Source organism: Vibrio sp. 10N.237.312.B06 (assembly GCF_041464685.1).
GTDB lineage: Bacteria > Pseudomonadota > Gammaproteobacteria > Enterobacterales > Vibrionaceae > Vibrio > Vibrio tasmaniensis_A.
Genome location: NZ_JBFSPI010000088.1, coordinates 1 through 22,046 on the forward strand (window position 1 = coordinate 1; position 22,046 = coordinate 22,046).

Below are 22,046 nucleotides of genomic sequence, written 5' to 3' on the forward strand. Positions count from 1 at the left end.
TCTGGCGAAAGCTTCATATTGCCGTCGATACCAACACTCATGAGATCATTGCCGCCGAGCTAAGTTTATCGACGGTTACAGATGGAGAAGTACTCCCTAACTTACTGGAACAAACACGCCGAAGTATCCTTGAGGTGTCTGGTGATGGCGCTTACGACACGAGAGCGTGTCACGCTGCTATTAAGATTAAGGGAGCCATTGCGCTTATTCCCCCAAGAGAAGGGGCAGCCTTCTGGGAGCGTGGTCACCCTCGAAATCTCGCCGTGGGTTGCCAGAAATTATACGGCTCAAATAAGTATTGGAAAGAGCGGTATGGATACCACAAACGTTCACTCTCAGAAACAGCGATGTATCGAGTTAAACAGTTGCTAGGAGGGCAACTGAGCTTAAGAAATTACAATGCACAGGTGGGTGAAACTTACGCGATGATAAAAGCGTTGAACAAGCTTACTGGGTTAGGTATGCCTGAAACTTGTCGTATTGATTAAGAAATACGCGAAACGGGGTAGTTCTATCTTTAAATTTAATTACGCAACAAAGCCTTTCGAGATACATACATTCGTAATGTGCTCGATTCGGCAAAAATTGTTCATATTGATGCCGAATTTTCTTTACAAGAGCCAATACTTCACAAGGTGAAGCTCCTTGGAATGCTTGGTATTCAGGTGTATTTTTAATATCTTCATATGCAGGCAGTTCTGAAGGAACAGAAAGCCCAGCACCTGATAAAATAATCACTTTCATAGTTTGGGTACGTTATTGTCTATCATAATTACCAACTTTCTGGAGTTTCGCGGTATTTTATCAATATAATACAGTCATTGGTAGTAAAGCATTGATACTTGGTTATGCAACAAGAAGATAAGACAACCATAAATCCCCCAATACTTCTAGTTTCAAGTTGCTTTGCGTAACCTAAAACGTAAAAATTAACTCAAACGCCTTAAATTGTTTCTAGCCAGAACTTGCCGATGGTTTTAACTATCTGTGAATCTACTTCGAATCAACTTTAATCTTTATCTCTCCAACAATTTATCCTTATTAAAGAGAAGATTTTATGGCGACAAATTGGCGGCAGAATCTCCCGAAAGACAAAGTTATATGTTTTTATACGCAGTTAAACTTTCCATAACCTATTGATATTTATTCTAACACCTTGAAATACAAGACAGTCGTTTAGTTCGGTTAAGTTCTAACTTTTAACTATAAAACAAACTAACGCTCCCCAAACGCGACACTCACGTTGGTATAAATCGGTTTCCATAAATACTGGAATACTGATTTCTCACCTGTTGTAATATCTACCTCGCCCGTCATACCTGGCAAGATAGAAAAGCTCTCCGGATTATCACGGAAATAAGGAACATCCACCGAGACGACGACTTCATAATAGATCTCGCCACGTTCGCTTTGACTTGTGGTCGGTGAAATACTCTCCACCGCCCCTTTTAGCGCCCCAAAGCGGCTGTAATCAAACGCATCAATCTTGATACGAGTCGGCTGCCCTACACTCACAAAACCAATATCTCTTGGTGACAAACGCGCTTTAAAGTCGACTTTCCCACCAACAGGAACGATTTCAACCACAGTGCCACCTGGCTGAATAACACCACCGTTTTGCGTGCTTGGCAGGCTTTGCACCAAGCCTTGTAGCGGTGACACCAACATGGTGTTGGTCAATTTAGCTTGGCTTGAACGAACTCTAGCATTCAATGCTGATAAGTCAGATACGGCTTTAGAACGATCATCGCTCACTTTAGCTTTCGCTTCCGCCAAAAGCTGTATGATTTTTTGGTCATTACTGTCAGCTTGTCTAATCAATACCGACTTCTTACCACGAGCTTCTTCGATTTTCTGTTCGATACTGGCCAATTTTTGTCGCATTTCAAGCACACGTAAACGTGAAATGTTACCCGACTTATAACCCTTTTCTAGTATGTTCAACTCTTGCTTAGTCGCATTTAACTCTTTCTCATAACTCGGCAAGGCCTTTTCTACGCTACGAAGCTGCTCTGCAATTTGCTCGCTCTCTTTCTCAAGCACCACACGCTTTTGGAAGTAGAGGGCTTTTTGCGCGTTTAGCTGCGCTTTTTGTTGGCTGACGATCTCTGGGTAATCGACCTCAAACTCAGCAAGGTTAGGCTCACGCTGCTCAAGCAGCGCATTCATACGTTCCACACTGGCTAGAAGCGTCACTTGTTGGGACTTTAGCTCTTCAAGGGCGGTACGCTGGAAAGTGGCATCAAACTCAACAAGCGGCTGGCCTTTCTCTACCAACTGGCCTTCTTTAACGAGAATTTGCTTTAACTTACCGCCAATCGCGCTTTGTAATACTTGCTTCTCGCCTTCCGGAATCACAGCGCCTTTGGCTTTGGCGATTTCATCAACTTGAGTGACTACAGACCAAGTGGCAAAAGCAATAACACATAAGGCAACCGACCATGTGGCCAGCGCCAATGTACGAGCCGTATTTTGTGATTCAACAAGTTCACCGTAGCGCTTGCCCTTCTCGATAGATTGTTTAGTCATTAGCGACTCCTTGCTTAGACTTTGATTGTTCTTGTTGGGCTGCATTTTGTTGAGCAGACGCCTCTTGAGTTGACGGCTGTAGCTCTTGAGATAACGGTTGCTCAGATAACTGCGGTTCTTGAGAAACTTGAGGCTCTGAAGGCTGTTCCTGCTTCGAAGACTGCTCCGGCTCTAATGGGCCTGCATAAACTACAGCTCCTTCATTTAACACCACCACTTTATCGGCAAGCTTGATTAAATCCGGATCGTGGGACGTGTAGATCACCGTTGCTTTTCCTTTTTTCGACTGCACAAACTCACCAAATATACGTTTAGCATTTGGGTGAGCATCAGGCACAGGATTATCCATTAAGAACATTGGGTAGTCATAAACCAGCGCTTTTGCATCAATGAGGATCTGCGCGACGCTGCCAGACAACATGTCAAAAAGGCTGTCCGGTTGAATACTACTGATGGAGGTGTCTAGCCCACCTGACAATGTCTCGAACCAACGCTTTCCGCCGACCATTTCAATTGCAGAGATCATTTTCTGATCTTCGACTTTGTGACCGTCGTTTAGCCACTCTCGAATACTCAGCGTAAGCAAATCAGGATATGCGGCTCGAATGAAACACCAGTGGCGATAAAGCTGCGGATCATATTGAACGAGGTTAACGCCTTCAAGCTCGACCATGCCGTTTTGGATAGGCTGCAAGCCAGACAGCACTTCAATTAATGTTGATTTACCGCTCCCAGAAGGGCCGGTAATCGCGACAATTTCACCGGCTTCAATATCAAAACTCACACCATTCAAGGCAGGGCGACTCTGTTTGGGATAGCGCAGTGTCACTTGGTCTAATTTCAAGTTAGGCGCTACCACAGGTAACGGGTGATGCTGGTAACTGAATTCACGCTCAGACGGCTGAGACAAAATACGGTTCACTTGCAGCTTGGATTGATTAAAGCTATTAAAACGCATCGCACTGTTTGCCAACACCTGAGCAGGACCCGTTACTTTAGATATCAACATCATTGAAGCAATCAAACCACCAGGGGTCATCACTTGTTCAAAAATAAGTCCTATACCTAACCCCATCACGGCGAGTGTCGACCCCACACCAATGAAATAGTAAATCGAGGTGTAACGACTCTGGAGAACCGATTGATTAAAGGTCACTGTTGAAGCAAGAAGATTGGCCTTTTTGAAGCGTTGAATCCAGTGCTCTGAGAATCCAGCACTGCGAATAAAGGCAAGCTTGGATGACAGCTCATTAGTCATGTTTTGACGATTCGTACCTGCCACTGTCGATTGCATAGAGCGCTTGCTGCTAGAGCGTATCGAGCGTTTTGCTAGTAAGTAATAAAGGATTAAAGAGACGACTGGAACCAGTACCAACCATCCGCCTAAAACACCTATCGCAAGTACAAAAATAAGAATGAATGGTAGGTCAAATAACGCATTTCCTAATGGCCCCGATAGCACACCTGAAATACGCTCTGACAACATCACTTGGTTTTGCTGACTAGAAGAAGCTGTTTGCTGATTTTGAGCATAGCTATTACGAAGCAGACGCTGCACGAGGGATTGAGAAATCTCACGACTTACTCGGTTCGAAACTGAAGCAAACACTCGGCTGCGCAATGTTCTCAACCAACCCATCATCACAAACAACAACGCCGCGCCAATGGCGATACCTTGCAACTCATGCCCTGCATCACCGCCAATCACATGGTCATAAATCGACATCGTGATGAAAGGAACGGCAAGCGCAAATAAGTTAGTGATAAAACTGACTAGCAGCAATTTAGGAATAATGGGGCGAAACGCATGTAGTCGTTCGCCAACCCAATCAGGAGAAGCCTTCTCTAGTGGTGGACCTTCGATAACAATACAAAACTGAGGGACATCGGTGATGTCGTCATTGGCATTCAAGGCAACAAATTGCTTGGATTCTAAATGACCAGAGACCAGCTCATGTTCACCAAGTACCAGTAAGACCAATTTATGTTCACCAACTTCATCTAGGTTGGCAACCAAGCGATAAGGCAGTGCAAGCCTGTCGAACAAGGCAAACATATCGTCGATTGATTCAATGCCATTTTCATCAACCCATTGATGTGCGAACAACTGGATATTAGCATTAACTTCCAACAGCTTAAGAACGGAAAGGCTCTCGGTTTCTAAATGATTCATCACCTCTTGTCGACCGCTGGTATCTGCACGGTTGTTCGTACCTGAAGGGTTACCAATATCTAAACGATTCATACGACGGCCTCCTGATTGCTCTCGCTGTCGACCGTAATAGCTCGACTTTCCACTGTAATGATTCGATTAGCAAATTCGCGAAGCTTCGAATGGTAGCTCACCATCAGTATCGTGCGTCCTGCCGTTACTTCTTCTTCCAACACCTTAGCTAGATTCCCAAGGGCGTCTAAATCAAGTGAAGAATCCGGCCTTTCCAACATAATTATGGGTTTATCACTTGCCAATTGAGCCGCGATATTGAGCATTTTCACGTTACCCATACTCAACAAAGAAGCACTCGTATGGCCAATTTGTGTCTCTAGTCCATCGGGTAATCGAGTAATCTCTTTGGTTAAACCCAAACGCTTTGCATAGTCACTGGCGCTTTGCGTTTTCTCAGGGTCAAACCCGCACAAGTTGTCGAGAATAGTACCCGACACCAATTGCCCTTTAACGCCACAGTAGGCTGCAATGTTGGTTACCGATGCGATTGAAACGGCAGCTCCGTTAATGAAGCACTCCCCCGCTTTTAGATCATCAATACCTGCAATCGACGACAATAAATGACTGTTAGTGTGGCGATCCTCACTCTCTAACAATACCAACTCACCTTTATTCAGTGCGACATCTGCATGAGAGAGTTCACCGTATCTTTCAACGGTCGCTTGCTTAATTTCCAACGTCTCAAAGTCAGATAAGTGGTTCTCAACTTGCTCAGAATCTGAAGAGTCCGATAGTGATAAATCACTCAATTTTTCTATTGCCTGATTGGCACTGTGTATTGAATTAAGCTTGATTCTAACCCCAACCAGAGCACTCAAAGGCGCAACCGCTCTGCCAGATAAGATAGAACATGCCGCCAATCCACCAGTGGTTAACTGGCCATCCAACACCCACAAGCTGCCAGTGATCACGAGTAAAACTGACGTGGCTAGTGCAGCAAGCTGAATACATTCTTGGGCGAAGGCGTTCTGTTCTTCTTCTCTCGCTTTAGACTGAGAGCGAACATTATTGAGGGATTTAAACTGATTAAAGATTCGAGACTCAACAGCCTGACGTTTGATTCCTTGAATGGTTTGGCTTAGCAAAATCAAAAACGCTTTTCGCTCCTGCTCATCTTGGGAAGCTTCTTCACTTAAGCTTTTAACGCGAATAGAAGATAACCAAACGATTCCGAGAGTAATCAGCCAAACTGCCAAAGGTATCGCCACCAGCTCACCGCCGATGTAAGCCACCAAGCCCAAGAAGATCAAGGCAAAAGGCAAATCAATAAAGCCTGCAATCACACCACCGGAATACCAATCTTTGACTTTGGATACAGAACAAAGCCCCTCTTCCACGCCGCCAACACCAATTTGGCGGAGATGGCCTGATGAAGCCGTTGTTACTCTTTCAACCAAGGTTTGATAGGTCGCTTTCTCGGTATTGCTGGCCGCGGCTGACAAAAGCCAAGTACGCACAAACCGGATCAATGCTTCCATGGCAACAGCCAACGCTGCACCCGCCAACAACAAAGTGGCAGTACCGTAACTTTGGTTAGGTAAAATACGATCGTAAATTTGTAAAACCGTTAACGGAACGGCGAGAGAGAGAAGATTTATGAGTAAAGAAGGCAGTAGGACTTTCCCCACCACCCCTTTGTTTTTCATTGAACTTGCGGGCATACACAATCCTTATCCATGCTTATGAAATAAGATTGGTACACCATGTTGAGTATTGCAAGGTAACGAACTGATTTAACGTGTTTTTCAATATAAATATGACACAGATCTTTCTACACAAATCTATGGCTATACCCGTACCTTACAAACGCTCCTTACAAACGCTCGTTACAAGCGCTCGTTACAAACAATTGTCGTAATCCGTTATCGCCTGCTTTAACTTTGAAAAGTCTGAGTTACATAAATACGGTTTCAGCGCTTCAAATTTATCTGAGGGCCACTCGTATATTTTGAATGACATGAGTTCGTCAATAACGGACTCATCAAAGCGGTATTTGACGACTTTAGCTGGTGAACCACCGACAATGCTGTATGGAGCGACGTCTTTAGTCACCACACTATTCGCTGCAACTACAGCGCCTTCGCCAATCGTCACACCGGGCATCACCATCGCTCTCATGCCTAACCACACCCCATCTTCAATGTGAGTATCGCCTTTGCCAATGTAGGCGTCGTCGATAACATCCATAAATGGATACAGTGAAAACCAATCAACTCTGTGTGTATGGTTGCCACCCATTAAAATCACGACCTCTGCGCCAATACAGACATAATCACCGATATAGAGTTCGTCGATTTCCCATCGAGGCTCCCACTGGCGGCTGACTTCGTCGCCGTGTAAATAGCGCACTACCGATTGTTCAAAACCATTATCCCAGCAATCGCTGTAATAACTGTGTTGACCTTTTACATGAATATTGGGGTTGGTTACGACTTCATGCAGCAACTCGAATTTGGACCAATGCTTCTTTTGCATTTTTACCTCTGAATGATCTATTTAGTTTTATTCGTTAACTATCAAAATGTTCGACGATGCAAATCCAAGGTGCACAAACTAACGCCCTATAAACACAGGGTTCACTGGGATTAATAGTGAGTATCACGCTTAAATCATAGCAATGTCGCTAAAACTAAAGAGGCGTCAGTGGATTCGAGGTTGCTTAAGAAGAGGAAGTAGTTTCAAAGTTTGCTCAGTTTTTATCGATAACTTGGTTGGATAATTTACAGGCGTAGTGTATCTGTTTAGTCGCACCAATTTGACAGGAAGATGTGATTAATAAGGTTTCAAATATCGTTTCGTGGAATACGGCATGAACAAGAGCCTGCGCGATTACACAGGCTCAAACTTAGACTCGGCTATAAATTTCGGCTCACGATTGGAGCCGGGGTCAGCGACTACATTCGAGCAAGCTGTGCTTTTCTGTCTTTATTCACCACGCAGAAGTTACCGCGCTTAGTACGACATTTAGAGCATCGTTCGCATTCAACAGGGCTTCTATCCCCCTCCTTCCAACGCTTAACTAAATGGGGTTCAGAAAGCAGCGGTCTTGAAAGCGCGAAGTATTCAATGCCCGTGTTGTTTGCGATGGCTTCAATGGCATCGAAATCCGTCAATCCACCCACAGTGATCACCGGAATGTTAACGTCTTGGCTGATAGCATGACCATATTCGTGAAAATAACCTTCAGCTTGAATAGTGAACCCATCGTGAGATTCGCCAATCATAGTGTCGGCTTTACCATGAATATTACCTGACACGACAATGCCATCCACGCCCACTTGTTCAAGCTTTTTACACACAATACGTGTTTCGTCGAAGGTCACGCCACCTTCAAAAAACTCCGAAGCTGTAAGCTTAACTAAGATAGGGAAATCATCACCCACCAGCTTGCGCGCCGCGGTATAGATCTCTAACAAAAATCTCATGCGGTTTTCTAAGCTACCGCCGTATTCATCTTCACGTTGGTTGTAATAAGGGCTTAAAAATTGGTTAATCAGGTAAGTGTGAGCGGCATGAATTTCAACGCCATCAAAACCTGACTTCTGTGCTCTTAATGACGCGTGAGCAAAGGCATCAACAATGTAGTTGATCTCGTCTTTGGTCATCTCTTTGCCTAGAGTTTGAGTTCCTTTTTCTGGAACCTCACTTGGTGCGTAGATCACTCGTTCGCCAAGATCATGCGTGGTTTTGGTGCCACCATAAGCCAATTGCATCACGATTTTAGAGTCGTTGTCGTGCACCAGTTGAGTCAGCTTCTGATACTCTGCAATGAATGAGTCGTTATACATACCAATCATGCCCGCATTCGGCTTTTCTTCTTCAACGATGTTCGCGTAACCCGTTACGATCAAGCCGACTTCACCTTGAGCCAGCTCTTCATAGATAGCGTACAGTTTATCTGTCATATGCCCATCTTCAGTAGCCATATTTTCCCACGTTGCACTTCTCATGAAGCGGTTCTTCAATGTCATGCTGCCGATGCGGGTTTCTGTAAACAAAGTGCTCAAGTCTTATCCTCATTAAATCTTTATTATGTTTGCCCATTTTAAAAGACAAAAGAGAACCACTTCTTTTTCACAAAGTAACTATCTTTTGTCCATTACTGAATGGGCGTTGATTTATGCGGATAGGACAGAGAATAAGACGAGGAAAACTTAATCTAGATTAAGAGAGCAGTACTCTCACATTAGAAAGAGATAGAAAGCAGCAGAAAGAGATAAAAAAGATTGGGAAATAGAATAAAAGAAAGTCGCTCAGTTTTAATAAGCGACTTTGTTCAATTTAATCTGGACTGAGTGAATGGTTCTTACGAGAGGCGTCCACCTGCGAATTGCTAACAGCTATTTGAACTCATAGGTGTAAGATGCGCCAACACTGTTGTTCTCTCCAAAATCATCCTCAGCAAAAATTGTGAAGAAATTGAATGATTGAGCATCACTCAATTTATAACTCGCACCAACGCCAGTCCAATAGCCAGAGTAATCGTCAGAACCCATTGAACCACCACCAAAGCCCATGATAGACCATTCATCGGTTATCGTTTTAAGCCAAACGCTCCGATATAGCCACCATGTGTCGAGCTCGGCATCAATACATAATCAGAACCCACATTCTCATCATCGAATACTGCTACTTCACCATCGTTGTAGCTGTAACCAGCCATTGGGAAGATTTGCCAACCGAACGGCTCAATATCGAAATAGCTCAGTGGTATAAATGTGCCAATACTGTAGTTGTTCTTATAAGCATCGTTATCATATTCAGAACGGCTAAAGTTGAAATTCACGATACCCATCGGCAACAGCCATGAACCGCCTAATCGCCACTCTTCGCCGTCCGCATTGACACGAGCGTTGATCATTCGCGCTTCATCTAAACCGATAGAGCCTGAGAACTGCAAATCTTCGTTATAAGCAACGCCCGCTTTGGTCACGATTTTAGTCGGATCATCAGGGTGCTTCTCTTCAGCAAAAGCCCCCATCGACCCGAACGTTGCAGCAACAACAAGTAATAAAGTACGTAATGTCATTAGAAGGTCGCACTAACGCCAACAAAGTGGATACGGCCATCGAAAGAACCATTGAGCAAGTTGCGCCCTGTAGGTCCATCACGATTCATCTCAACCGAACCTAAGTCCGCGTATTCGTAGAACACATCGATCAAGATATCATCCCAATACGTTGAAGCACCTACAGAGTAACGGTACTGTTCGCCTACAGGGAGGTCAACCCATTGCATTGACGGATCGTCTTGTGGTGATGTTTCGTAAGAGAAGCCAGCTTTTAGACGCCAATCTGAGTTAAGTTGATAATCAGCACCAACCGCAAATTTCCAAACATCATCCCAATCACGTTGTAGAGTTTGACTAATTGGGAAGTCCCCATTTTCGTTGGTACCTAGGTCCAAAACAGTATTGTCCCATTGGCTCCAACGATGAAACTGGATGCTTGCCAATAAATCTAATTGAGAATTCAATGCATAGCTTGCACTGACATCAACGAGTTCAGGTACATCAATACCAGTATTCAATGAACGTTGACCGCCAGTAAAGACATTCACATCATTGTTGAATTCGTGCTCTAGTTTCGAGCGGTAACTCGCACCCAGTTTTAACTTCTCTGTTGGTGTGTACATAACACCAAGGTTATAACCATAAGCCCAGTCAGTATCTTGCTTGGCTATAAAAAGAGAAGATGACTGTTGTAATGCAGCCCAACTCAATTGAATACCTGCGCCAACAGACCATTGGTCATTCAGCTTATAACTCAGTGATGGATTCACTTGCATTGCGGTCAGAGTAATTTCTTCTAGAAGGGCTGCACCTGCCCAATCGCTACCGTAATCAAGGCTTGAGCCACCGACAGCGCCAAGTGCTATACCAAGGTGCAGTTGTTCTGTTACTTGATGCGCGTGGAAAGCACCAAATGAAGGCAACACTGAATGGCCTTTACCATCACCGCTAGAGTCTTGGTTGTCTTGATATTTCATCTCAAGATCGAACGCCATGGTATTGATGGTCGTTTTGCTTTCGCCCATGTGAGACATGGTTGCTGGGTTAGTCCACATCGCAGCAGCTGAACGAGAGTAAACACCGTCACCTGCACCAGTTGTACCGACATTAGCAATAACAGCTTCTTGTAAAAATAGACCACTTGCGAAAGCATTTAAACTTGTAAAAATTGCGGTGGCAGCTAGCGAGTAAGTAAAAGTTTTGTTCATCAGATTGCTCATTTAGCCTTAGACATTAAATTGATCTAAGGTTACCGCAAAGCCCTATAAACAATGGGAATACCCATTATTACTTTACAAGCGTTATTTGAACTTTCTAGCGACGTATGGACGCGGCTTGTCTCGATGAATTTCACGTTGAGCAGCAATTGCTCTGTTCTTACCTAACCCTACCTTTATTTGATACCAAGTCTCGTAAAATAAGGCGAACCCAGGACTGGACCACCAAGTCTTGTTGTAGAGTTTCTTATTAGCTGCGACGACATCTGGCGAACGATTCGCACACTCAAGTGCCAACGCATAAGCTTCAGCGTAAGGATCTTCGGCGATTTTAGTCACCAAGCCATATTCCTTAGCGGTTTGGCTGTCGAGCACTTTGGCCGTCATTGCCATTTCTAAGGTGTGATCTTTACGCATCAGCTCGCGAAATGCGATGGCGCCTCCCATGTCAGGAATCAGCCCCCACTTCGCTTCCAATATCGAGAAATTTGCATCAGGGCTAGCGATTCTAAAATCACCACCACTCGCTAATTGAAGCCCACCTCCCCAACAACGCCCGTGAATCGCAAAAATAACAGGGCAAGGGATCTCTCGCCAACCAATAGAAAAATACTGAGCCGCATTTGGCAACGTCGGCAACCATTTGAACAAAAGCTTCATCGCCCCAACTTTACTGTTCAATAACGATTTAACATCGAGCCCTGAACAAAAATCCTTACCATTACCTTTCACTATCACAGCGCGAATCTCGTTATTCTTTTTGAGTTCTCTGATCATATTATTGACGCCTTCAAACATCGCCATATCAATAGCGTTGAGCTTATCGGGTCTATTCAGCACAACGGTGGCAATTTGGTTTTCATCAATGGAACAAGTGATACGATCGAGGTTTGGCATGGTGGCTACCTTATGAGTGGTCAGACCTTTAGGTTATACATTTTATTAACATATGCCAAACTTGCACATTAAGAAGCGAGACCTGTGTTGCTTAACACCTTCCCCTTACACAAACGACATCAATAAAAAGCAGTGATGGATCGTTCCATTCACTGCATTTTATCCATAGCTTTGATTATCAAGGGGACTCAGTTTTGATAGAACCTATGTTCTTCGAGATTTCAGTAACAAGAAGATGAAGTAGCTGCCACCAATAATTGAAACTAACGTCCCTGCTGCAAGCTGCGCTGGGAACACCACCACTTGCCCTAACCAGTCTGCAAATAGCATCAATACTGCACCAATCAAAAACGACAAGAAGATCTGCTCTCGCACCAAACGAGCCCCCATCATTGCAGCGATATGCGGAGCTAACAAGCCGACAAATGCGACTGGCCCCATGGTGGTTGTCACGACCGAACATAAGATCGCAACAATACACAACAGCGCCACGTAGGCGATATTGATATTCAGCCCTCTGGCACTCGCGAACTGTCGGCCAGTCGCAATTAAGGTCACCCAACGGCTCAATAGCAAAGCAGCCCCGATAGAAGCCGTTATCACCATGGTCATAATCATTGCCGACTCAGGTTCAACACGATAGGTAGAGCCTGCCAACCAAGCTAATAAAGTGTATTTCCCCTCACCCACTCGCGTTAAAGAGAATTGCACCAAAGCTTCCAAAACTGCGGTTAATGAAATACCTGTGAGAATCAAGATCGAAGGTGCAAACTGATGCTTCTTGCCAAGAAATAGTAATAAACACAATGCAATCGCGCTGCCTAAGAAAGCAATCCAAGGGCTCAAGGAGTGAATCGAATAACCCATAAACAGGCTACTGAAAATCAACGCGAGAACAGCGCCTGCCGACACACCAAGAATGTCTGGGCTTGCGAGCGGGTTGTAGACCAATCTTTGTAAAATCACACCAGCAACCGCCAAACCGCCACCAGCGAATATCGCCGTTAACATTCTCGGCCAACGAATCGACCATTCAAATGCGTCTGGGATAACAAAATAGCCCATATCAGAAGAAGGCTGTGAGAGCGTACTCAACGCCAACAACCCGAAAAGCATTGTGCCCAACAAGAAGTAAGCCAGAGGTGAAATAAGCTTTGTTCCTTTAGGCATCGAGAAAAACAGCTGATCTTGAGCCGATAATTGCTTTCTCGCAATAATGATCAACGCTGGAGCGCCAATGACCGCGGTTGCCGTCCCTGTTGGAATCATATCCAAAGACCATTGTGCCAAGAAGATCGCTAAACTGTCAGTGACGCAAAGCAGTAACGCACCTAATACACAGCTTGCGACGAGTTCAGATTTGGCCTTTAAGAAGCCTAAATGCCTCGCAATGTTCGGAGCTATCAAACCAATAAAGCTGATCACGCCCACTGAGGTAATCGACACCGACACCAACCAAACGCCAACCGCCATCAATACAAAGAATGTTGCGCCAATATTGAGCCCGCGTGCTGCTGCACCTTCTGTCCCGATCGAAAGTAAAGTCAGGACTCTTGGCGCCAATAAGAAGATGGCGATGATCGGCAGTAGCTTAGGCATTAACCAAAGTACTTGTTCCCAACCGTTCTGTCCTAGATCACCCGCTCCCCATACAAACAAGTTCTGTGCGTACTGGTCGTTAAGCAGGATAATTGCTGTCGCAAATGCCCCTAGTAACAAGTTGACCGCCATGCCCGCCAAAACAATTGGCAAGCCGCTCATGTTTTTGATTCCGACAATCGAAACAATCAGCCCCATCGCCAGCAGTGCACCGATCAGAGCGAACCAAACTGAATACTGAGCGACCAACATCGGCGCAACCACATTCAGAATAACCAGACCAAGCCATGCTCCTGACGACGTACCTAAAGTAAGCGGCGACATCATGCGATTTTGTGTCAGCTGCTGAAACAGGCTGCCGATGGTGCCGAGTGTTCCGCCAACCAAGATTGCCATGACCAAGCGAGGTAAGTTGACATAGGCTAACGCCATCAACTCGAATGAATCATCAACCATTTTATTGAATGTAACGATGTCACTGATCTGTGAGACTTGCTGAAATAATTCACCGATAGGGCCAAATTCAGATTGCCCTAACCATAAATGAACAAGGGAAGCGAAAAACAGCGCTGCCCCCATCACCAAACCACTGGATTTCATTACTGCTCCGCTAACGTCAACAGCGATTGCGCCATAGCTTCTGCGTTATACAAAATCGACATTGCACCGCCGTAACTCCAACTTGCCGCTACTGGGCTAAATTGACCATTACGAACGAAAGGCATACTCTTCCAAACCGGAGAGCGGTCTAACTTGTCTTGATATGGGAAAGGTTCAAAGTAAAGCGCAATGCCACCCTTGACGTTCTTAAGTTCAGTCATTCGTTTTTGACTGATGCCCCACTGACTCGCAGGAAGATCCATCGCATTTTCAAAACCTAACTGTTCAAGCGCATATTACGGAATCGAGTTATCGCCGTAAATGAACACCGATGTGGTGCTCGCAAAACGGAAAGAGGTCACTTTCGGTTTGTCGCCCGGATACGCTTTATCCAGTTCAGCCTTAAGGACAGCGATACGCTCATCCATTGCGGCCAGCTTTTGGTTCGCTTGTTCTTCTTTACCAAGCAACTGTCCGATCTTCTTGAAGTTCTCGATAGCAGCCGCTGCATTGCTGTGTTGTTCACTGTACGTTTGGTAGTAAAGCACGGGCGCAATTTCAGATAGTCGCTCCTGAAGATCTTTCTGAGGCGAAGCGATGAGAATCACATCAGGATTTAGCTTCTTCAAAGCAGAAAAATTGGGCTCAGTTCGAGTACCAATGTCCGCCACGCCTTCTGGGATCGCAGGTTGAACAACCCAATCGGTATAACCTGCAATATCAGGCACCGCTACTGGTGTGATACCGAGTTCAATCACTTGTTCAGCAATGTCCCAGTTTAACGCAGCCACTCTAACGGGCTGAGCTTCAAGGGTTTTAACGCCCTCGCTGTCTTCAACTTGGTAATCAGCCATCGCATTAAACGATAAAGCGCTCGCTAATACGGATACTGCTAGCTTTGTATGCAAGCTCTTTATTTTAGAAACATGGGAAGCTATTCGTTGTAAATTCATATTGTTGCCTACTCAATCTAAATTCTATATTTATTCAAACGACAAAAGCAGCCCAGTAATGGCTGCTTTAAATTGATAACCCTAACTTAGTTAGAATTCGTAATTAACATTAAATTCTACAGTTTGCTCTTGACCGTACCAGCAATAGCTCTCATTCCAACAAGTGTAATACTCTTCATTGAATATGTTATTTGCAACGACATTAGCTGTTGTGTTCTTAAGCGAGCTGTTAACCTCTCCTAAGTCATAACCTAGAGACAAATCAACTAAAGTATATGATGGTACTTGGCCTTTATTTTTGTCTGACGTATCGTTTAGAACAGTTTCTCCCACATAACGCACGCCACCGCCGACTCTAAGGCCACTCATTGCACCACTACGTACAAAGTAGTTAGCCCAAACATTTGCAGTATGATCTGGTACAAATACTGGTGTTTGTCCGATATTTGATGCATTTCTATCTTCCGTAATTTCCATATCGGTGTATGTGTAGTTCGCCAACACATCCAAGTTTTCAGTGACTTGTGCTCGTCCTTCCAACTCAATACCTTGTGAGCGAATCTCGCCAACTGAAGTCCATGGTGAAGCGCCATCAGGACGAACTCCAACATTTTTCTTATTCACTTGGAACAGAGCCATCGAACCTGAAATCATATTCTCATATGAGTCATACTTAAGACCAAACTCGACTTGTTCACCGGTTTCAGGATCTAAGTTATTACCGTTAGTATCTAACTTTACACTCGGTTCAAAACTGGTAGCAAAGTTAGCAAATGGAGATAAACCGTTATCAAATTTGTACAAAGCGCCTAAGCGGTATGAGAAGTTTGTATCATCAGTATCCGTTTTGCTTGGTGCACCACCCAATACTGATACTTTTGTCGTTGTTTCGACTTTGTCAAAACGACCACCAGCAATGAACACCCAATTATCAATCAACATCTGATCTTGGAAATAGAATCCAAGCTGACTCACTTCAATGTCGTTATTTTGATAATACGTTTTTGTAAAATCATTCGGATTCAGCTTATTGTTATTTGGATTGTAAAGGTTGATGCTATCAACACCTGCGAAAGCGTCATAGGCTACATCACCCTCTGTGTTTCGATAATCCACACCAAAAAGTAAATAGTGATCCAATGAGCCAGTCGACACTAAGCCCGATAGTTGGTTATCAACACTAATACCCGTAGAACTTTCATCGGTGCTATATGCCGAACGAGCTAATGAGCCAGTTGAAGCATCAAAATTGCCACTGCTAGTACTTTCTTGATAAAAGTCAGTTTTCATATAACGGAAATTCTGAAGAAATGCCCAATTTGAGTTGAAATCATGGTTAAATTTATAACCAGTAATCAAGAAATCACGTTTGATGGTGTTGTAATTAACATCCCCGGCAAATGTCGAAGGTGAGACTTTTCCTGATTCAATCGCCGCTAATGGGAGTGTCACGTTCTGACCTAGTGCAGGGTCATTCTGATAATAAAGATTGAAGTTAATAAAGGTTTTATCAGACACATACCAATCGATTGATGGCGCAATCACATAGCGCTCTTCCTCAACGCCGTCTACTTGCGTATCTTTCTTACGACCCAGAGCAACCAAGCGATAAGCAACGTTGTCACTCAAAGCACCCGTTGTATCAATTGACGCTTCAACTAAGTTATCTAAACCCGTTGCTAAGCCAATTTTTGTAGACTCTTCAAACTTAGGCGCTTTTGCGATGATATTAACCATGCCTCCTGGTGGCATTGACCCGTAAAGAACCGATGTTGGACCTTTAAATATTTCCAAACGCTCCATCGCAATAGGATCAATCTGAGGTTGTACGTTCCATCCAGGAAGGATTGGCAACATCATTCCGTCATAATAGTTATTCGTAGAGTCAAAACCGCGAATTTTAACCCAATCACTAAGAACCACTGCACCACCTTTATTCTCGGTTGATACACCTGGTGCATAACGAAGAGCTTGCATTACAGACTTAACACCACGTTGTTCCATCTGTTCGCTTTCGATAACGTTAAGTGTTTGCGGCGTTTCTTCTGGCGCTAAAACGGTTTTCGTTGCTGTATTACGGTAGGCTTTACCCATAACAGTAATAGTTTCTACATTCGAATCTGCGGAAGTAGCGGTATCTTTCGCGAATGCTTGCGCTGAAAACGCAGTCAGCAACGCGACTGCCAATGATGAATACTTAAAACGAGTGTGAGTGGTCATGATTCCCTCGGTACCAATGCTTAATTGTAAATAGTAATAAATCTCATTTGCATTGTATGTATCTAGAGATGGGATAATTAACAATTTGGTGCAAGTTCAAAAAGAACTTGGCCTATTTTGAGTAAAACTAGGTCAATTGCTGATTAAACACACAATTGATCTAGTAACATTTGACCTAGTAGCGTTTGACCTTGTAGCCTTTGACCTTGTAACACAAAGGGTTTTTGAGAAGGGGGGAGAAAGTCGGAGAGCTGAAATATGACTACGATTTAATAATAGGAACCCAGTACTCCATTTCCGCATCAGAAGCATGAGCTTGATAACCAAATGGGTACATCTCAAGTTCATAACCATCAACGCCACGATAACCTGAATTTGGAAGCCAATTAAGCACAAACCAACTTAGAGTATGGGGTAGATGCTCTATAGGACCACGGTGCTTCACTACAGCATAGGTTTGCTTCGGAATCGTCAGCACCTCTAACTTATCAGAGATAATACTAGGCAGTTGCGGGATAGAGATCTCGTCATGAAGCTCAACGCCCGCCCAATAGTAAATATTGGTTCCGTCAAAACAAGACTGAGTCAGGTCAACAACGCCAATAAACTGGAGCATGTTGGCGTCAGGGATTTCAACCTCACCTTCTAAACGTGACCATAGCTGAGGGACTTTCTGCGCGAAGTCTTGCGTGAGTGAAAACAAGCCACTGATTTCCGATGTCATTCCTTTCACTAAGAAAGGCTCTCTTTCATCAATGCGTACTTCCACAAAGCTTAACGCCCTATTTTCAGAATTACTCACCGTTTCTGATACTTGTATCGGCTTTTTTAACCCTACTCTTTTGCCTGCTTTTCTATACTGACTTGGGCTTACCCCAAACATTTGCTTAAACGAACGGCTAAAGCTTATTTCTGAATTGAATCCGAGACCAAGCGCAATATCGATAACACGATCTTTTCCATCAAGCAGCTCTTCGGCAGCCTGACTTAACTTTAACTCTCTCACATAGTTCGCCACGGTAAGCCCGGTTTCGGCTTGAAACACTCTTTGCAGCTGCCAACGAGACCAACAGCTTTGCGTCGCTAAATCTTCTAGCGATAACGCAGAGCTAAGATTCGCATGGATATAAGCCAGAACGCGGCTGATACGGTCAAATGCAGGTGTGTTCATATTCAAGCTTTCATCTTCTCTATTTTTGACTAGGGCGTGTTGGGTTCAACAATACTTTTATCACTTAAAGTGGCTTTTATCACTGAAAAAAGGACAGCCCACCCAAACTTTATAAATCTCAAAAACGTAAAAAGCACCGAGTAGATGCTCCATTTTGTATGGTTATCCTCGACTATGTTCGTTATGATAACGCAACTGATTCTCATTTATTGATTTAAGATGCTTCCCCAACTGCACAATATTATCACTCGTCGGAAAGCCCCGTCTCTACATCAAAAAATCTTCGCTTACTCAAAACAAGTGAGCCCTTATTTAAGCGGAAGCTTTGGTGCACATAATAACAAGAGCATTGCGGTAACAAATGAGAATAGCCATAAAGAGCTCAAACGAGTTTACGATGGTCTTTCGCAAAGCCACCCAGAAGCAGGCAAAGCGTATTGGTTAACGCGAACCTGGGATCTCGTGTGTTGGCAGCCTATCTATGTGACTTTCATTTCTATCTATGGGCTTCATTCATTGCCCGACATCAAGAATATCGGTCAATTTAGATACAAAGAGTTCATTACTGGCTACCGCTTCTTTAATGGTGATCATCAACATGGTTCACCAGAAGAGCTGATTCCCGATGCTGGTGAAGCCATTCTTGCACTGACTGAGTTTTATCGAAGCCAGATCAGTGAATGGACACGTATTCGCCCAGGATTTACCAATCATTTATTGGCCGATCTATTGTTAGGCAGTTTGATAAAACTTCAGCAACACGAACCAAGCCTGACCAACGATTACATTATTGCGCAAGCTAAGCTTTGGTTAGAAGCATGCCAGTTGTCTGAAAATCATTTAGACAGCCTTAAAGTAGACTCTAGTTCGGGGATGTTAAAACTGATCAGAATCAGCTGCTGCCTGGTTTATAAGTGCGATTCAAGAAAGTACTGTGATAATTGCCCTAGACATCCAGACAACAAAAAAATCGCTTAGTCACGCCATTTATTAAAGTTCAATACGACGAGCCTTCTCCCATTGAGCTTCGCTACTGATCTAATTACAGGACTGACATGTTTCAGCTTTCAAACATAAAAATTGTTCGTGATGAACGAACCATTCTCTCAATCGAAGACCTCACGATTCCGACCAATGAACTGACAGTCGTTCTTGGCCATAATGGTTCGGGTAAATCTACACTCGTTAATTTACTCTCAGGGCAGATGTCGCCGGATCACGGCAGCGTGGAACTAGACGGCGCTTCCCTCTCTTCATTCAAAAGCAAAGATTTAGCGAAAAAAATTGCTTATCTACCGCAAAAGCTCCCCGCTTCTGCAGGCTTAACCGTAGAAGAGTTGGTTCGTTTAGGTCGTTTCCCATGGAGAGGCGCGCTAGGCCGTTGGAATTCAGAAGATAAGTCGATTATCCAACAAGCGATGGAAAGAACCGGTGTTACTGAGTTCTCGCAAGCCTTGGTGGATGATTTATCTGGAGGAGAGCGTCAACGCGCGTGGGTATCGATGTTGTTGGCTCAACAATCACCAGTGCTAATACTTGATGAACCAACTTCGGCACTGGATGTGCATCATCAATTTCAGCTTATGGGTTTACTGTCTGAACTCAACAAAACGGAAAATGTTGGGGTGATCGTCATTTTGCACGATTTGAACTTAGCACTGCGTTACGCGACACACATCGTTGCACTGAAAAAAGGTCAGATTGCTTTTGAAGGCAGTGCGGATAAGTTACTTGATGAACAAGCGCTATCAGCTTTGTATGAGTCTCCGATTCGACTGATCGATCATCCAGTTCCAGCTAAGACAGCAGCAAGTGAGAAGGTTGCAGTCGTCTGTGAATAGTTCGGGCATTTCAGCTTAAGTCCAAGTTCTAAGCTCTAAGCTCTAAGCTCTAAGCTCTAAGCTCTAAGCTCTAAGCTCTAAGCATAAAGAAGGCCATTGAAGTCTCAGAACTTTAATGACCTTTTCGTTTTTCACTCGCTAGCTAAATAATTAAATAATTAAATAATTAACTAGCTCAGCTGCGACTCTCTCGCTTCTTGGCTACTGAAACCACGCAAAATATTAATCAGAGTAATAATAGTGAACAACATGATGACAAGCGATAAATGCCACGCTTCTCCTAGCCCTAGTTGAACTAGCCCCATACTCACCATTGAAGACACCACCATCTGCCCTCCGCCAGACATCGCAGCAGCCGCGCCTGCGTTCTTCTTATAAGGCAACATCACCAACGCCTGAGCACAAGGCAACGCAATACCATTGCCAAGAATCATCAAGAACTGGCCAAGCATGAGATACAAAGGATCAAGTGGGCAAAAGAAAAGCCACAACGCCGCAGATATATGCAATACAGGGGTACATAACAGAGTTTTCTTGTTACCCAATATGGGACGAATACGGTTACATAAACTTGTTCCACCCAGCATGCCTAAAGCAGGAATCACCGCCCACATCGCGTATTCATCAGACGTCATGCCAATCTGATTTTGCATAATAAATGGCATCACTGATACGGTGGTGATCATCAAACTAAAGTTAATCCAGCCGATGCTCGCAAAACTCATAAAATAGCGAGAAGTTAATAACTCTTTGTATTGAGAAGCCATTTTCTTCGGCGAAGGAATAGCGGAGATCTGAGTGACGGTTTCCTTAAACTTGAACGCCAAAACCACCCAAGCTAATGAGACATAGCCAAGTAGCGAGATGAACACCATGCTCCAGCCAAAATGGAAGTTAATAAACCCACCGATAACGGGCGCAATCAAAGGTGTAATAGACGCAACCATGGCAATGTAAGACATCGCGAGCGGTAAATCTGCCCCACTGAATCTATCCCGCGTGGAAGCACGAGCAAGTACAGCGCAACAGCCAGTCCCTAAGCCTTGCAGAAAACGCCCCATCACCATGCTAGTAAATGAATGGCTAAAGAAGATGATCATCAAGAGGCCAAGCATCGCAATCAACAAACCACTTAACAGCACCTTCTTACGCCCTAGAGCATCGGAAATTGGGCCATAAATAAACTGAGAAGGCCCAAAACCTAACAAATAGACACTTACCAGAAGCTGAGCTTGTTCTAGCGAGACATCAAAGTCTTTCGCGATCCAAGGTAATGATGGAAATACCAACCCCATACTGAGTTGGCCGATGCTGATGACCAAACACGCAAGTAGGATCGATTTAAAGTCAAATCGACGACTCATGATGTAAAGTATCCAATAGGACAGCTGTTTTGAGATCGGGTGGTTTGAGAATAGATAGTTTGAGTATCAACCTGACAGCATAAAGACAGAGAAAACAGCGAAGATGTTGCGAAGGTAGTATTCATTATGCTCCGAAGGAATCGAATAGAGTGTGGCAGCACAAACATACGTGAGCTTGTATAATCATACAATAGTCGCTCAACTAAATATGTGAATAGTCACTTTTCAGTAACCTAACCCTTGCACCTGTCGACCACAAGCTAAACTAATACCACGTCATGAAAATAAAGGACTCCCATGAACAATCATCATCGTATTCTTTCCTGTGCTTTGGCACTCATCGCATCGAGTCCAATATCCTCTGATCCGCACCAGCAGTTTTGGACACTGAGTTAAGTGAGTACAATCACTAATGAG

The 22,046-nt window shown here is 44.1% G+C and carries 15 protein-coding genes and 2 pseudogenes; 3 read left to right on the top strand and 14 right to left on the bottom strand.

Features of this window, described 5'->3' with window-relative positions; genetic code table 11:
* Positions 1 to 488, top strand: a 488-nt coding sequence (locus AB6C75_RS19060; RefSeq protein ID WP_372108708.1) for an IS5 family transposase, incomplete at its 5' end; no start/stop codon positions are given.
* On the opposite strand, the gene AB6C75_RS19065 is transcribed toward AB6C75_RS19060, so the two are convergent.
* The 13 genes and pseudogenes from AB6C75_RS19065 to AB6C75_RS19125 all read right to left on the bottom strand — a co-directional run bounded on the left by AB6C75_RS19065 (position 448) and on the right by AB6C75_RS19125 (position 18,424).
* On the bottom strand, positions 448 to 744 hold the full coding sequence (locus tag AB6C75_RS19065) for a hypothetical protein (RefSeq protein ID WP_372108710.1): 297 nt from the start codon (positions 742 to 744) through the stop codon (positions 448 to 450). The two genes, AB6C75_RS19060 and AB6C75_RS19065, sit on opposite strands and share 41 nt — an antisense overlap.
* Positions 745 to 1,215: 471 nt before the next feature.
* Entirely contained in the window at positions 1,216 to 2,529 is a 1,314-nt protein-coding gene (locus AB6C75_RS19070) for an HlyD family type I secretion periplasmic adaptor subunit (protein ID WP_372108712.1), read from the bottom strand.
* A complete protein-coding gene (locus tag AB6C75_RS19075; RefSeq protein ID WP_372108714.1) occupies positions 2,522 to 4,774 on the bottom strand; it encodes an ABC transporter transmembrane domain-containing protein in 2,253 nt (750 codons plus the stop codon). Before AB6C75_RS19075 ends, AB6C75_RS19070 begins: the two co-directional genes overlap by 8 nt.
* Entirely contained in the window at positions 4,771 to 6,417 is a 1,647-nt protein-coding gene (locus tag AB6C75_RS19080; protein ID WP_372108716.1) for an ABC transporter transmembrane domain-containing protein, read from the bottom strand. The genes AB6C75_RS19075 and AB6C75_RS19080 overlap by 4 nt, the downstream gene beginning before the upstream one ends.
* Positions 6,418 to 6,595: 178 nt before the next feature.
* Positions 6,596 to 7,231 (bottom strand): CatB-related O-acetyltransferase, encoded by a 636-nt coding sequence (locus AB6C75_RS19085; protein ID WP_017082045.1) that lies wholly within the window; start codon positions 7,229 to 7,231, stop codon positions 6,596 to 6,598.
* A 419-nt stretch (positions 7,232 to 7,650) separates the two neighbouring features.
* Positions 7,651 to 8,763: an NADH:flavin oxidoreductase gene (locus AB6C75_RS19090; protein WP_372101580.1), complete on the bottom strand. Its 1,113-nt coding sequence runs from the start codon at positions 8,761 to 8,763 to the stop codon at positions 7,651 to 7,653.
* Positions 8,764 to 9,096: 333 nt separating this feature from the next.
* A pseudogene (locus AB6C75_RS19095) lies at positions 9,097 to 9,785 on the bottom strand (hypothetical protein).
* Positions 9,785 to 10,975, bottom strand: a complete 1,191-nt coding sequence (locus AB6C75_RS19100; RefSeq protein WP_372108718.1) for an OmpP1/FadL family transporter — start codon at positions 10,973 to 10,975, stop codon at positions 9,785 to 9,787. Before AB6C75_RS19100 ends, AB6C75_RS19095 begins: the two are co-directional and overlap by 1 nt.
* A 93-nt stretch (positions 10,976 to 11,068) precedes the next feature.
* On the bottom strand, positions 11,069 to 11,881 hold the full coding sequence (locus AB6C75_RS19105) for a crotonase/enoyl-CoA hydratase family protein (RefSeq protein WP_372108720.1): 813 nt from the start codon (positions 11,879 to 11,881) through the stop codon (positions 11,069 to 11,071).
* Between the two features lie 204 nt (positions 11,882 to 12,085).
* Complete coding sequence (fhuB, locus tag AB6C75_RS19110) at positions 12,086 to 14,080, bottom strand: Fe(3+)-hydroxamate ABC transporter permease FhuB (RefSeq protein ID WP_372108722.1); 1,995 nt, start codon at positions 14,078 to 14,080, stop codon at positions 12,086 to 12,088.
* Positions 14,080 to 15,033: pseudogene (locus tag AB6C75_RS19115) on the bottom strand (iron-siderophore ABC transporter substrate-binding protein). The gene fhuB and the pseudogene AB6C75_RS19115 overlap by 1 nt, the downstream one beginning before the upstream one ends.
* Before the next feature lie 90 nt (positions 15,034 to 15,123).
* Complete coding sequence (locus AB6C75_RS19120) at positions 15,124 to 17,253, bottom strand: TonB-dependent siderophore receptor (protein WP_372108724.1); 2,130 nt, start codon at positions 17,251 to 17,253, stop codon at positions 15,124 to 15,126.
* A 262-nt stretch (positions 17,254 to 17,515) separates the two neighbouring features.
* Positions 17,516 to 18,424 (bottom strand): AraC family transcriptional regulator, encoded by a 909-nt coding sequence (locus AB6C75_RS19125; protein ID WP_017103741.1) that lies wholly within the window; start codon positions 18,422 to 18,424, stop codon positions 17,516 to 17,518.
* Positions 18,425 to 18,643: 219 nt separating this feature from the next.
* Here AB6C75_RS19125 and AB6C75_RS19130 point away from each other — a divergent pair, with 219 nt between their 5' ends.
* Positions 18,644 to 19,402: a siderophore ferric iron reductase gene (locus AB6C75_RS19130; protein ID WP_017101702.1), complete on the top strand. Its 759-nt coding sequence runs from the start codon at positions 18,644 to 18,646 to the stop codon at positions 19,400 to 19,402.
* Between the two features lie 77 nt (positions 19,403 to 19,479).
* On the top strand, positions 19,480 to 20,265 hold the full coding sequence (locus tag AB6C75_RS19135; protein WP_372108726.1) for an ABC transporter ATP-binding protein: 786 nt from the start codon (positions 19,480 to 19,482) through the stop codon (positions 20,263 to 20,265).
* A 170-nt stretch (positions 20,266 to 20,435) separates the two neighbouring features.
* Here AB6C75_RS19135 and AB6C75_RS19140 read toward each other — a convergent pair whose 3' ends face one another.
* Positions 20,436 to 21,629 (bottom strand): multidrug effflux MFS transporter, encoded by a 1,194-nt coding sequence (locus AB6C75_RS19140; RefSeq protein ID WP_372108727.1) that lies wholly within the window; start codon positions 21,627 to 21,629, stop codon positions 20,436 to 20,438.
* Between the last annotated feature and the right edge of the window lie 417 nt (positions 21,630 to 22,046).